At 52.6% G+C, this 12,976-nt stretch carries 16 protein-coding genes; 8 read left to right on the forward strand and 8 right to left on the reverse strand.

Annotated features, from left to right (window positions below; translation table 11 throughout):
• The coding region (locus MVO87_RS00300; RefSeq protein WP_297551797.1) for a hypothetical protein at positions 1 to 191 on the forward strand (191 nt) is incomplete at its 5' end.
• Here the strand turns inward: MVO87_RS00300 and MVO87_RS00305 are convergent.
• The gene (locus MVO87_RS00305) at positions 172 to 1,359 is read right to left on the reverse strand and encodes a hypothetical protein (RefSeq protein WP_297551799.1); all 1,188 of its coding nucleotides are present in this window, start codon (positions 1,357 to 1,359) and stop codon (positions 172 to 174) included. The genes MVO87_RS00300 and MVO87_RS00305 overlap by 20 nt on opposite strands.
• A gap of 88 nt (positions 1,360 to 1,447) precedes the next feature.
• Between MVO87_RS00305 and MVO87_RS00310 the strand changes: the two genes are divergently transcribed.
• On the forward strand, positions 1,448 to 2,209 hold the full coding sequence (locus MVO87_RS00310) for a 7-carboxy-7-deazaguanine synthase QueE (RefSeq protein WP_297551801.1): 762 nt from the start codon (positions 1,448 to 1,450) through the stop codon (positions 2,207 to 2,209).
• Here MVO87_RS00310 and MVO87_RS00315 read toward each other — a convergent pair.
• Positions 2,196 to 3,773, reverse strand: a complete 1,578-nt coding sequence (locus tag MVO87_RS00315; RefSeq protein WP_297551802.1) for a CGP-CTERM sorting domain-containing protein — start codon at positions 3,771 to 3,773, stop codon at positions 2,196 to 2,198. The two genes, MVO87_RS00310 and MVO87_RS00315, sit on opposite strands and share 14 nt — an antisense overlap.
• A 318-nt stretch (positions 3,774 to 4,091) precedes the next feature.
• On the opposite strand from MVO87_RS00315, the gene MVO87_RS00320 reads away from it, so the two are divergent.
• The 4 genes from MVO87_RS00320 to MVO87_RS00335 all read left to right on the forward strand — a co-directional run bounded on the left by MVO87_RS00320 (position 4,092) and on the right by MVO87_RS00335 (position 8,242).
• Positions 4,092 to 5,123 (forward strand): TFIIB-type zinc ribbon-containing protein, encoded by a 1,032-nt coding sequence (locus tag MVO87_RS00320; protein ID WP_297551803.1) that lies wholly within the window; start codon positions 4,092 to 4,094, stop codon positions 5,121 to 5,123.
• Positions 5,120 to 6,061, forward strand: coding sequence for a TFIIB-type zinc ribbon-containing protein (locus MVO87_RS00325; RefSeq protein ID WP_297515175.1), 942 nt, complete (start codon positions 5,120 to 5,122; stop codon positions 6,059 to 6,061). The genes MVO87_RS00320 and MVO87_RS00325 overlap by 4 nt, the downstream gene beginning before the upstream one ends.
• Positions 6,062 to 6,178: 117 nt before the next feature.
• The gene (locus MVO87_RS00330) at positions 6,179 to 7,453 is read left to right on the forward strand and encodes a RuvB-like domain-containing protein (protein WP_524540261.1); all 1,275 of its coding nucleotides are present in this window, start codon (positions 6,179 to 6,181) and stop codon (positions 7,451 to 7,453) included.
• Between the two features lie 75 nt (positions 7,454 to 7,528).
• On the forward strand, positions 7,529 to 8,242 hold the full coding sequence (locus MVO87_RS00335; RefSeq protein ID WP_297515181.1) for a hypothetical protein: 714 nt from the start codon (positions 7,529 to 7,531) through the stop codon (positions 8,240 to 8,242).
• A gap of 128 nt (positions 8,243 to 8,370) precedes the next feature.
• On the opposite strand, the gene MVO87_RS00340 is transcribed toward MVO87_RS00335, so the two are convergent.
• From MVO87_RS00340 to MVO87_RS00355, 4 genes are read right to left on the reverse strand one after another with little or no spacing between them, the layout of a single operon-like run.
• Positions 8,371 to 9,372 (reverse strand): PIN domain-containing protein, encoded by a 1,002-nt coding sequence (locus tag MVO87_RS00340; RefSeq protein ID WP_297551805.1) that lies wholly within the window; start codon positions 9,370 to 9,372, stop codon positions 8,371 to 8,373.
• Positions 9,353 to 9,844, reverse strand: a complete 492-nt coding sequence (locus MVO87_RS00345) for a TM1812 family CRISPR-associated protein (RefSeq protein ID WP_297515186.1) — start codon at positions 9,842 to 9,844, stop codon at positions 9,353 to 9,355. The genes MVO87_RS00340 and MVO87_RS00345 overlap by 20 nt, the downstream gene beginning before the upstream one ends.
• The gene (locus tag MVO87_RS00350; RefSeq protein ID WP_297515189.1) at positions 9,838 to 10,305 is read right to left on the reverse strand and encodes a hypothetical protein; all 468 of its coding nucleotides are present in this window, start codon (positions 10,303 to 10,305) and stop codon (positions 9,838 to 9,840) included. Before MVO87_RS00350 ends, MVO87_RS00345 begins: the two co-directional genes overlap by 7 nt.
• Complete coding sequence (locus MVO87_RS00355; RefSeq protein ID WP_297515192.1) at positions 10,305 to 10,766, reverse strand: DUF2284 domain-containing protein; 462 nt, start codon at positions 10,764 to 10,766, stop codon at positions 10,305 to 10,307. Before MVO87_RS00355 ends, MVO87_RS00350 begins: the two co-directional genes overlap by 1 nt.
• A 71-nt stretch (positions 10,767 to 10,837) precedes the next feature.
• On the opposite strand from MVO87_RS00355, the gene MVO87_RS00360 reads away from it, so the two are divergent.
• The gene (locus MVO87_RS00360) at positions 10,838 to 11,389 is read left to right on the forward strand and encodes a YbhB/YbcL family Raf kinase inhibitor-like protein (protein ID WP_297515194.1); all 552 of its coding nucleotides are present in this window, start codon (positions 10,838 to 10,840) and stop codon (positions 11,387 to 11,389) included.
• Here the strand turns inward: MVO87_RS00360 and MVO87_RS00365 are convergent.
• Positions 11,386 to 11,646 (reverse strand): hypothetical protein, encoded by a 261-nt coding sequence (locus MVO87_RS00365; protein WP_297551807.1) that lies wholly within the window; start codon positions 11,644 to 11,646, stop codon positions 11,386 to 11,388. The genes MVO87_RS00360 and MVO87_RS00365 overlap by 4 nt on opposite strands.
• A gap of 99 nt (positions 11,647 to 11,745) precedes the next feature.
• The gene (locus tag MVO87_RS00370) at positions 11,746 to 12,201 is read right to left on the reverse strand and encodes a hypothetical protein (RefSeq protein WP_297551808.1); all 456 of its coding nucleotides are present in this window, start codon (positions 12,199 to 12,201) and stop codon (positions 11,746 to 11,748) included.
• 111 nt (positions 12,202 to 12,312) lie between these two features.
• Here MVO87_RS00370 and MVO87_RS00375 point away from each other — a divergent pair, with 111 nt between their 5' ends.
• On the forward strand, positions 12,313 to 12,948 hold the full coding sequence (locus MVO87_RS00375; protein WP_297551809.1) for a glutaredoxin family protein: 636 nt from the start codon (positions 12,313 to 12,315) through the stop codon (positions 12,946 to 12,948).
• The last annotated feature ends 28 nt before the right edge of the window (positions 12,949 to 12,976 follow it).

Below are 12,976 nucleotides of genomic sequence, written 5' to 3' on the forward strand. Positions count from 1 at the left end.
TGAGCAAGCATCCTGAAGAGCGGGAGCTCATAGTTATGGCCGAGGCCGTAACCGCTGAGGCAAAAAGGCGGCTCTGGGACTACGCGAGGGCGGTAAAGCTGATGGCCGACATGACGGGCGAGGAGAGGGAGGTTCGCGTTGAAATCCTCGAGGGCTACGTGAGCGAGAAGGTTAAGGGGATTGAGCTTTAGGTCCAACGGGAACCTCGTACACGTATCCCCTCCATTTTTTGAAGTCGTTAATTGCCAGAATAAGGTTGTCTCTCCAGCACGCCCCCCGAACGTGCGACATATAGTCTGTGGGAGGTCTACCCTCCACATTGAATATCCCGTTGATTTCATCGGCTATAAGCAGGTAGACGTGGGTTTTCCATGAGGAATCCGAGTTCTCAATGACGGTTAATGCCAAACTCTGACCGCACCTGAAAAACGTCCCAGGCCCCGAAACAAAACCCGGAAAGTGCAAACTCTGGAGGAGGGTCCCGTTGAGACTGTAAACAAGGACTCTGTAGGAGTCAGAAACATAAATCTTCCCCTCCCAGATGGCAACGTCCCACGGACAGCCGGAGGAAGGCCTGTGCCAGACGATTGAGCCGTTTCTAATAAGGTAGATTCCCTTCTCACAGTCCGCGTAGGCAACGTAGGTCCCGTTAGAAGTTTTGAAAACGGCCAGACCTCTGGGTGCGCTCCAGCTGGAGGTATTGGGAATGACAACAGTCCAGCCGTTTCCTTCGAAGGGAACCTCCATTATACGGGTCGTTCCATGCTCGTCCTCCACCGCTACGTATAGAGCCGAGCTGGTAGTCCGTACAATGACCCCAAGGGGCGATGAGTTCATCTTAAGATAACGCACGGGACTTCCTTTTGTCGAAAAAACCCAGACTCTGAGGCTTTCACCCCATGTGTAAGCAACCACGTGCTTGGAATCTGGGGTGAAGAGAACGCGGGAGTAGGAATCCTCGGACTGATTGAGAGTAACCTTCCACAGAAGTTTTCTTGATAGATTGTATAACCTCAGGTTCCTGTCGGTCAGGACTGCAATGTACCTCCCGTTCGGTGCAAAAGAAACCCCTTCGACCGACTCATATACCACGAGAAAGTCCCGGGTTCCAAACTTCAGCGTCCACACTCTCTGACCGTCCGCCGAGTAAACGGCCAGAAAACCAGTGGGAGAAGCGTATTTGGGCACTTCAACAACGGCGACGCTTCCGTTCGGAAAAACAGAGACGTCCCTCACTGTGTCGTTGAGGCTCAGAAACGGCTTGGGTGTGCTGGGAAACAGCTGGGAGTAGGTATCAATCGCGATGAAAACGGCGAAGGCAACTATCACCACAACGAACAGGGAGGTTAGCCTCCTCATTTCCAATCCCTTCTTAATGAAGTAGTATAACACTTTTCATTTAAAAGAGTTTCCAAACCCTTAAAACCCCGTGCGAGTATTTCACCCCATGAAGCTCATAATGGCCGAGGTCTTCAACAGCTGGCAGGGCGAAGGAGGAAGCGTTCCTGGAAGCGCCTTCGGGAGGAGACAGATTTTTGTCCGCTTCGCCGGTTGCGACCTCCACTGTGCTTGGTGCGACTCAAGGGAATTTATCGACGCCTCCCGCGTTTCGCGGTGGCGCTACGAGGTCGAGCCCTTCACCGGAAGGTTTGAGTACAGGCCAAACCCAGCTGGGCTTGATGAGGTCGTTGAAGCCATTACTCGCCTCGACACGGGCGATATACACTCGATAAGTTACACTGGAGGAGAACCAACCCTTCAGGTGAAGCCGTTAAAAGCCCTCATGGAGCGCATGAAAGGCCTCGGCTTCGACAACTTTCTCGAAACGCACGGCGGACTTCCAGAACTCATAAGAGAAGTCGCCCCGCTCACCGACTACGCGAGCGTTGACATAAAGGACGAGACCGCTAAAGCGACCGAGGACTGGCGCTCTTTAGTTCTCCGCGAGGTTGAGAGTATTAGGATTCTGAAGGAAGCAGGGGCAAAAGTTTACGCCAAACTCGTTGTCACATCGGAGACAAAGACTGAGAACGTCCGCTGGTACGCCGAGCTTCTGAAGGGCCTTGCTCCCCTTGTAATCCAGCCGAGGGAGCCGATTGAAATTAGCCAGGCGAGGCTGATGGAGCTCTACCGCGAGGCTTCGCTCATCATGGGGCGGAAGAACGTTGGACTGAGCTTCCAGGTTCACAAGTACCTCAACGTTCTCTAAGGACGGCAAGCAGGGCAAGGAGAACCATTAGCCCGGGCCCGCAGATTGATTTCTCCTCTTTTCCCCTCTCTGAGGTTGACCCTGTTGTGTTCTCTGGTGGAACTGTGGACGTTGTTGAGTTTGTGGGTGTTATTTTTTCCTTCGGCACCTCTTTGTAATCGACGAGTTCAGGATAAATCGTGAATTTTTCGCCCGCGCGGAAGAGGCCGTAGACTGTGCCGTTGTCCAGGAAGGCGTATACCGGCCAGAGTGAGCAGGTGGGAATTATCCTTTTTCCAACTTTCGCGTATCCAGAGGGGAGCCCGTAAAAACTGACCGAATATCGCGCGGGATAAATGAACATTCCGCCCTTAACCTGAACGTATTCCAAGAGGGGAGTCGAGAGGAAGTACTTGGAGTAATGGGAGAAGTTGGAAAGCCTGGTTCCCGCGGTTGAGTCCCTCACCATTTTCTCCCAGGTTTCCGGCGATACGGAACCTGTTTTGACCCACTCCCCCTTCTCGGGTATGAGGCGTATCAGCGTGACGTCTTTCAAGCCCTTCATCCAGACACCCAGGTAGGGAGCTCCGTTCACAAAGGCCACGTCGAGGTGGAAGATTTCCTCATTGGCACCGCCGAAGTAGAAGGCGGGGTTGCCGTAGTCGTTCTCCTCAGGTGGGTTGAAGGTTCCCAGTATGGAACTCAGGTTTACCTGGAAAAGCCTGCCATCGTAGCTGAAGAGGAGAACGTAGCCTATGTCCGTCGGAATGTTGGGACCACCTGGGATAAGGGTTCCGCTGGCCGACAGGTCCAGGAGGAAGAGGGCAAAGGTGCCGTTCGTGAACCCGCTGATGTCGATGCTGACATTATGAGGAGCGACGTAGACGTACGAGTAGTTCCTGCCATCCCTCAGTTCAACGGGTGGTTTCACCGGCCTGGGGAGTTCGAGGTTCGAGGGGGAGCAGGCGTAGTAGTAGCATCCCCAATCCCCCCTCCTTCTCTCCGTTTTGAGCTTTAACACGTGCTCCATGCTCCCGTTGCGGTAGGCGAGAATCAGTGGCGGGGCGCTTGGGATTGAGCCGTTAAAGACCAGGGGTATTATCGGGGAGACGTAATTCCCTGTCGCGCGAAATTCCTCGGGTATGAATTTATTGCAGTCCACGAGCTCGGCCTGGGGAAAGTAGACGTAGATAGTCCCGTTGTAAACGAAGCCCCTCATTCTCGAAACGACGTCTGGTGTGCCGTTAAATTTCGCCAGGAGCGGTTTGAGGTCCGGAGAATAAGTGTTGTTTTGAGTGAACGTTCCGGTGATGTTGAGGGCCGAGAGGTACGTTTTGAGAACGCCGAACGGAAATGAGATGTTTAGTCCCTCCAGCTCCACGACTGACCCGTTCAGGAGCTTTAGGGGATAGGTCTTCAGCGGAACTCCATCAACACCGTCGAGCCTGCCGACAGCGCTCCCGTTCTTGATGGTGTAGTGGACTGTGAAATCAAGGGCTTTGGCGTCCAGACACTGAAGCCTGTCCGTTAGGCACGAAATCGGGCACATTCCCTCGTAGAACTGGTAGAAGTAGTAAACGTCCAACTCGAAGATGAGGGTCCCGTTGACGATGTAGGGCGTCGTGACAAAGAGAACCGGGTCTGGCAGTTCGACCTCTGGCGGACAGGTGCCCTTTCCCGAAACTTCGTGGGGTTAATACGTTAGAGACACCATCAGGAGGAGCATCAGGATAATACCTTTCATTTTTGCCATCTTACTCGCCATAGTTGTTTCTCACCAAACGTTTAAAAGCGTTTGGTCAACCTTCTCTGGCGATGATGACATTGGCCTTTGGGGTAACCGATGCCCGGAAAACCCACCTGAGCCATAAAGCTTAAATCTTTGCATCTTCTCCTTATCTTGGTGGTAATAATCGAGGTTCTCCGGTGTGAGCACTGTGGAGCACCGCTCGATGTAACCCCCGAGGATATAATAGTGGTCTGTCACTATTGCGGTTATCCCAACGCCTATGACAAAGTTTTCACGGAGAAGAACGTCTTCTTCGTTGAGAGTCTTCCCAAAAAAGAAATTCTCCGTCTTTTCTGGGAACGGGTTAAGAAAGACTCCGACTACAGCGGGATACGGGGGAGGATAAAGGTTGTCAAGGTTGAAGGAGTTTACGTTCCCTTCTGGTTTGGAATCGTTAAGGGGCAGGGCCAAATGAGATATGTCGTCTATGAGAATAAGGGTAACCAGACCAGAGCCGTTGTTAAATCCAGAAAATTCAACATGGAGTCCCTCGTCTGCGTTCCCGCCCGGAGAAGCGTCTATGATATTGCAGTTGAGAACTTGGCGCTAAAATTTGAACGATATGGGTATTTATCCTTCAAAAGGTTGGAGGATACGTTGAGGTATATGATGGACATTAAGCCGATAACGGAGTTAACTCCAGATAAGTGGGGCAACCTTAAACTGACGTTTCTGAACGCCGACTTTGGGAAGGAATACGCCAGAATCGCCCTTCAGGACAGGGCTTCTGATGTTGCCAAAGAGCGCCGTGTTCCCGATGATGCCGAACTCCGGTTCTTTAGGTTTGAAGGGGAGACCCTTGATATGGCCCTCGTATTTTATCCCCTGTGGAAGGTCTATTATGACGTCGAGGGTGGGACATACTTCGTCGCCTACGATGGCCATCGGGGAAAGGAAGTCTTGGCCGTTGAGCCCGTTAGGATATGGAGAAAGGTCTGGTACGCTTTGGTTTCTCTACTTGGAATCTCTCTCGCGGGGCTTTTCTCCTCCCTCTACGGGAACATTGGCTACTGGAAGGCCCTCTCGGATGCAGGGAAGAATGGGCTGGGCATGCTTGTGCTTCCGGCGCTGGGAGCATACATCGGCTTTGAGCTGGCAAGGGGCTATGGACGAAAAGTGGCTCGTGACGTGAGGGTTGAGAAATGAAGGTCAGGTGTCCCCATTGCGGTGCAGAGTTTGAGGCGGAGGAAGCGGGCATCGTGGTGTGTCCCTACTGTGGATTCCAGATAAAACTCGGCGAATCCAGAACGTTTACTTACCCCCTGCGGGTCAAAAATCCCTGGAACGTGTTGGCATCTTTTATACGCATCCAGCGCCTGTCCCCAACCGACGTTGAATGGAAGGCTCGTATCATTGAGAGAGAACTCCTCTATGTTCCATTCTATGTCTTCTTCGTGAAGGCAAAAGGCGTTGCCCGAAGGGGCATAATTTCCAAAGAAGGGGCAGGTTACGTTGAGTTCTTTAACTATGCTACAGTGCCCGCAGTCGAGGGTTTTGACGAGCTCGTTAACTACCCCTTACCCGTGAGGGGTAGGAGGTATTTCGATGGACATGTCAAAGGTAAGCTCCTTGAAAAGACGATTGAAGCCTCCGAGGCCGTGAAACGACTCAGGAGTGAAATCAGAAGCATCCTCAAGAACGAAGCGCGACGGTACTTCCACTGGAGCAACGTTGAGGTGGAAATGCCAACGTTTGATGTCCACCTTGATGGGCTTGTCTATTATCCAATCTGGCGAATCAGGTATAAATACGGCTTTTTCACGTATCTGGCCTACGTTGATGGGGCCGATGGTAGAGTTCCCTACGCTGAGTTTCCTGTGTCCCCTGTTAAACGGATGACGAATCTTTCCCTCGGATTTTTGCTCCTGGCCTCGGGGTTTTTAATCGGCAAGTTCTTGTATTCGTATGGTGCAACGGCCCCTATTGGTTCTGTTGCAACTGCGATATGGGCTTCATATCCCTCTTTGAAGAGGGCCTTTATGGTCAAGGGCAGGGCGAGTGAGCACAGGCTTTTGTCTGAGGTCGCGGGGGATTACATCCCCGAGGACGAAGTCTTTAAGACAATACGGCGCTTCCTAAAATAACGCCGTCCGTCAAATTTTTAAATCCCCTCTTTTAGTTACCTTCGGAAAGATTAAGGGGGTGAGACCTTGCCGGCGGTCATAGAGGAGGTGGCCAAGGTTTCATTCGAGAGGGTTGGAATGCACTCCCACATAAGGGGCCTCGGCCTCGACGAGAACGGAAGGGCCAGGTTCATCGCGGACGGCATGGTCGGTCAGGTTAAGGCGAGGGAAGCGGCCGGAATAGCGGTCGAGCTCATAAAGCGCGGGAAGCTCGCCGGCAAGGGAATCCTCCTCGTCGGCCCGACAGGAAGCGGTAAAACGGCGATAGCGATGGGCATAGCGAGGGAGCTCGGTGAGGACGTTCCCTTCGTCCAGATAGCGGGAAGCGAGATTTACTCGGCCGAGGTCAACAAGACGGAGTTCCTCAAGCAGGCGATGAGGCGGGCGATAGGCGTTAGAATCAGCGAGGAGAGGAAGGTCTACGAGGGCGAGGTCAAGAAGATTGAGATAAGGCGCACGAGGCACCCGTTCAACCCCTACGTCGAGATTCCTGAGAGCGTCATCATAACCCTCCGCACGAAGGACGACGAGAAGACGATAAGGGCCGGCAGAGAGATAGCCTACCAGCTCATGGAACTCGGCGTTGAAGAAGGCGACGTCATACAAATTGACGCCGAAACCGGCAGGGTCTCGAAGGTTGGAACGACAAAGGAAGAGGAGGGGCTCTTCTTCAAGCGCAAGGTCAGCCTTCCGAGCGGTCCGGTGCTCAAGATAAAGGAGTTCACCTACACCGTTACGCTCCACGACCTTGACGTTGCCAACGCCCGCGGAAATATCTTCGGCCTGCTCTTCAGCACGGGAGCGGAGATAAGCGACGACGTCAGGAGGCGCGTTGACGAGACCGTTAAGAGCTGGATTGAGGAGGGAAGGGCGACGCTCGTTCCGGGAGTGCTCTTCATAGACGAGGTTCACATGCTCGACATCGAGGCCTTCTCGTTCCTCGCGAGGGCTATGGAGAGCGAGCTCGCTCCGATTCTCATCTTAGCGACCAACAGGGGAAGGACGAAGATAAGGGGCACCGACATCGAGGCACCGCACGGAATCCCCGTTGACATGCTCGACAGACTGCTGATAATCAACACCGAGCCCTATAGGAAGGAGGAAATCAGGGAGATAGTCAAGATTCGCGCGAGGGAGGAGAAGATTGAGGTGAGCGAGGAGGCGGTAGAGTACCTTGCGGAGCTCGGCGAGAAGACCAGCCTGCGCTACGCGGTTCAGCTTTTGGCTCCTGCGAGCGTCTTAGCCAAAGGCGGAAGGGTCGAGAGGGAGCACGTTGAAAAGGCCAAGGAATACTTCGCCGACCTCCGGAGGAGCATCGAGTTCGTCGAGAAGCTCGAGGGAATGCTGAGCTGAGTTAATTCAAGCTTTAAATTCGAACCTAAAACTTTTTAATTTCTATCCCTTTGATTTTTGGTTTGAGGGGTCATGATGAGTGGGCAGAAAAATAAGAAGGGGAAGAAAAGATTCCCCGTATTTTTACTGCTAATCTTCCTGTTCCTTATCGTTGGGGTGTATCTTATCTACTGGAGTGGGCTCCATTTTGGGAAGGAAATACAAAATGTGCCTCAGGAAAGTTCCTCCTCGATATCTATGGATTCGGAGACTGGCGACGTAAAAAGCCCCTGCGGAAAGACTGTAACGGTCTATGTTAATGGATCGTTCTCCGGGGAAATCCAGATTCCAAGCTGTATAGCAGAAGACTTGAAGAAACTTCTTGAAGATTCTAGAATCGTAAAATATGAGCTAAATGTGAAATTTACCAGAGACGGACACATCTCTGGCGGGTTTGGAAAATGGGAAATGAAAGTTTATCCCCCATTTGTTCCCGATGAATTCAACATTTCAATTGAACGTCAGAACGTTAAAGGAGAGGTTTGCCTACCATACGCCCCGTTCAAGTTTGTCAAAGTCGAGTACAATGGAGCTGAGTACAGTGCAATGTTTAACCTTACTCCCGATAAGATTGTCTCGAGGAACGTAACAATCGATGACAATGAGCTACCGAACCTCAACAACATGACTATACTCCATGTTGATGAGTTTACTCTTAAAGTGTATTCAATTGGGCCAGATAAATATAGGTTTGTAGTACTGTGTAACGGCACGGAGATTGATGATGTGATTGTTGGAATAAATCGATAGGCAATTTTTTTCTTAACTCGAAGACTTCTCATGCTTCGGGGTCTCTCTGGTGGTTAGTCAGATAGCGATGATTATTTCACTTTGTTAGACTATTCATCTCTTGGAGAGACTCTGGGTTTATTTTCTCTCTATCTCATAATCTCTATTAACTTCCTGCTCAGCTTGAGGTGAAACTCGAACTCATCGTAAACCTCGTTCCCCTCGAAGACGAGCTTTAGTTCGTCGAGGTTTGTTTTACCCCCAAACTCGCCGAAGACGAGGATTCCGTTGAGCTCTATAACGCCGAAAACCGCCGCGAGGTTGAAGAGGAGCGTCCTGAGCTGATACGCCGAGACCTCGTGCCTTTCAAGTTTCTTCCGCGGGTACTTGAAGAGGAAGTACTCGAGCCCCTCCATCTCCGCCACGTCGGTTATCGCTATGTCGGCCGTCAGGAAGACGAGCAAGGTGGGCGTCATTCTGTCGTACCTTTTGAGGGACTTGACGATAATCTCGTCGTTGTTGTGGGCTGGCTCGCTCACGCTCTCGGCGATGATTATCCTCGGTTTCAGCCTCTCGAACTCCTTGAGGGCTATGTATGCTGCCTTCCTGCTCCTTTTCGTCCGCCTGTTGTTGAACTCCCTCAGGAGGTGGGCGTTGAGAACCTCGCGTGAAATCTCCTCGAGCTGTTTGTGCCTGTACTTGTAGTTCATCGCGTCCTCGATTTCCTTCTTGACGCCCTCGGCGACGACTATCTGATAGCCATTGAGCGGTCTGTAGGATGAGATGAAGCGGTGGTAGAAGAGGTTCGTATCGGGAGCGAAGGCGACTCCCTTCCTTAGCCTCTCGTAGAGCTCAAGCGTCTCCTCGAACTCGTCAAGGTTGTCGTACCGGAGGATTCCCGCGGAGATGAAGCACTCGTAGAAGTCGCTCCACGTCGGCAGTTCCGAGGAGAGCCTTGGCGGAACGCGGGCGTTGAAGGTCTTCCTGTCCGTCAGGACTTCGAGGTTATAACCTCGCTCGCTCGGCTCCGCTCTGAGGAGGGGGAGACCGTAGAGTGGGTAACTCACCCGTAGCTCGCCCCTCTCGGCGAGAACGTTTATGAGAACCTGCAGTTCTGGCTTCTCTATGACCTCAGCGGGCTTCATCTCCATCCCCCAGGAAGTTCTTGAGCGGTTGCATATGGGTTGGAATCATCATGTAGGGCCTGTCCGGAAAGTCCATGTCGAGCAGGGCCATGTAGACTATGAACGACACGGGGAACTCTCGGGCTTGGACTATTGCAGCTGCGACGAGCGCTTTTCTCCCCGAGGTTATGTCGAGGCCTATTCTGTAACCCTCACTTTCGAGCTTTGAGAAGAGTTCCCTGAACTTTCTCTCGGCCTCGGAAAACCCGTGGTCCGGTATTATAACGGTCTCAATCCTTGGCTCGAGATTGTAAGCCTTGGAGATTGCCTCAAGGGCCCTGACAACCCTTTGGAGATTCTTCTTATAGCGCTCCTCGGTGAAGATGTAAACCCTCTCGATTTTCCCTTTCGGTTTTCCCTCCTTCAGGAGCTTGTAGTAAGTGTTTACAACCGCCCAGGGCGAGCGACCGAGCAGGGTGATGTAGGCAATCCTCACCATACCGCGTTCCCCCACAGGTAAGCTGTGGCACCATAAAATAGTGCTAAGGCAAACGGAACGGCGGAGACTCGCCCTTTTACGGACTTGTGGGCGATTAGAAACGGTACGAGTGCCATTACGGAGTATTCAAGCCCGTATGTCTTCCAGATGCCCGTCTCGCTTATTGCGAACAAAAAGAGGAGCGAAGTGAACACCCCCAGCGGGACCGTTAAGACCGTGAGCACCAGCAGGTTTAACGCGGGGAAAGGCTTCTTTTCGGGGATTACGACAATCCAGAACAGAAAGTTCAGGAAGAGAAAGTGAAGCAGAAGTCGCCACAACTCAATGTCAGTGTTCGGCTCCCATCTTGAGGGAACGTAGTAAAACCACGTAGCTCCGAAGGCGTACATGAGGGTTAGGGTAAGGGCAACTGCCAAGCTGGACTTGACTGAGAGTGTACTCGTTCCCATCCTAAACCCCATTACTCGACTAACACGAGCCCATACAAAACGCTTTCGGAAAAGTCTATTTGAACCAGCGAGCTGATTTCAATCCCTATGGCGTCGAGGCTTGGACGGACTTTCGTTGGTATTCTACAGGGCTCACCGCGCTCAAAGGGGCAGTCCGGGCAGAGGTTGCAGTTTCCAGGGAAGAGTGCCATCGCGTAGAGCTTTCCCTCTTTAAAGAGCTCGGCCTCGCGCTTGAGCAGGTACCTGATTGCCTCCCGTTTCTCCTCCTCGAAGCGCTTCATATCCACCTCGAACTTTATGAGGATGGCCCTGCTGAAGTGGCTCACCCACTCCCTTGCCTCCCTCCAGTCTGGAACGTGGGGAGGACAGCTCGGCCTCTTCCCGTACATCGGGCAGGTTCGACACTTCCAGACCGGCCTTGGCGAGACGACGATTTTCTCGGCTGGTATCTCCCTCTCCCAGAGCACGCGCATGGTAGGTTAAACGCCGGAGGAGTATTTAACGTTGGCGCAACCCTTTTACGGATGAAGACGTAGGTTTGAACATGAGGACATGGATACCTCTGCTAATCATCGCGCTTCTAATCGGGTCGGGCTGTATAAGTGGGGGAGGTGAGAAAACGACTGCTCCGAAGACACTTGAGATTGGTTCCGTCTTCCACAACGGGAGCTACATCCCCGCTAAGTTCACCTGCGACGGCGAGGACATAAACCCACCGATATTTATCGGGAACATAAGCGAGAAGGCGAAGAGCATCGTTATCATAGTTGACGACCCCGATGCTCCCGCGGGAACCTTCACCCACTGGATTGCCTGGAACATTCCACCCCTCGGCGAGATTCCCGAGGCGGTTCCGAAGGTTGGGGAAGTCGAGAAGCCGATTCCGGTGGTTCAGGGGAGGAACGACTTCGGAAGGATAGGCTACGGTGGCCCCTGTCCGCCGAGAGGGAGCGTCCACCACTACCACTTCAGGGTCTACGCCCTCGACACGACGCTGAACCTTCCACAGGGGGTGACGAGAAAAGAACTGGAAAAGGCCATGGAGGGTCACGTTATTCAGTGGGGAGAGCTCGTGGGGCTCTACAAGCGGAGTTAGGTGCTTTTCTTTTCCGTCAACTTCACCACGAGGTTTATCGCGCTCTGCAATGCCGACAGGAAGTTCAGCGTGAAGAATATCCAGTCGCCTATGATGTAGGAGTAAACCGTTAGTAACGACGCCGCTGTCACATAAATCACTATGAAGCCCATGTTCAGGGGGCACTTCCTCGTTCTTATCGTTTCGATGGTCTGCGGAACCCAAGCGCTCACGAGGAGCAACATTCCGAGCAGTCCGATTATCTCTCCGCCGTTCATGGTCTCACCCGCCATAGAAAAGGGCTTCCCTAAAAAAGGGTTGTGGCGGGGTTTCTGTCAAAAACGGCAGATAAAACGGCTGGTTTTGACTTCTTCACGCTAAAGCTCGCTCGCGAGCATTGAGGTTGCCCAGGTCTTGACGTCTTCGTCCAGGATGTCCTCTATGAGTTTCATGGCTCTATCGAGTTCACCCTTCCTCGCGAGCCTGAGCGCGACCTCTGCCTGCACCTTTGACCTGTTGGCGAGGTCGGTTATGTGCTCCGCTATGTAGAGGGCGTCGTCGAACTTCCCCATTTCAAGGAACTCAAAGGCCAGCCCCATCAGGTTCTTCGTCGGGTTCTTCGTTGAGAGTGCCGTCTCTATCGCCCTGTCAAGGGCATCCCTGTAATCCTCTCCCTCTTTCGCCATCTCCACGACTATTCCGTTGACTGCCTTGGAACGGACGCTCCCGTCCGGTATCCCCCCGGCGAGCTTCATGGCCTCGTCAAATTTCCCTGCCTTCACGAGCTTCATGACTGCGTCGTAAAGGGCCCGCGAGCGGTACCATGTCTGCATACACACCCCCGAATACATACGTCCCAAGTTGATTTAAGGGTTCCGTTCAAATTGAAATGAAGCCGTGTTAACGTTTATAACTCTCCCTGAGAAATGGGCGGTGGTGATTACATGAAAAAGAGTAAAATCGGAATTGCGCTCCTGTTGCTCATCGTGGTGGGTTTCTCCGCCGGCTGTATAGGGAGCAACGGCACGGGTTCAACGACCTCGAGCGCTTCCTCCCAGGTGACCACAACCTCAACACCCTCGAAGCCGGCCTACGTTGACGTCAACGGCACGAGGATTTACCTGAACGCGATTCACTTCTACATGTACGGTATGAAAACCTGCCCCCACTGCCGGCACATGCACGAGTGGATTCCCCAGGAGTACGGAGAGAAGGCCTTAACCTACTACGAGCTCGTGAACAACCAGACGAACATGATGCTCTTCAACGAGCTCGCCCAGCTTACGGGCATCAGTGGTGTTCCAGTGATAGCCATAACGTACAACGAAACCCTCTACGCGGTCATTGAGGGGGAATTCGACATAACTAAAACCCCTGAGATTATAGCTGTGGCGATTCAAAACAATGGCATGCTTCTATTTACTGGAAAAACTTACCTGCTCTCCTACAAGGACCCCAAGGCCAAGCTCGTCATAGACGCGCTTTACACCATATTCGTGAAGCATCAGTCAGTTGACGTCCAGAAGATACTCAACGAGCTGAAGGCCAACTCGACTTCGAGCGGAAACTCGACGGGCTGACCTTTAGTTTTCAACCTTTCGTTTTGGA

It is taken from the genome of Thermococcus sp., assembly GCF_027063845.1.
In the GTDB taxonomy this organism is placed as follows: domain Archaea; phylum Methanobacteriota_B; class Thermococci; order Thermococcales; family Thermococcaceae; genus Thermococcus.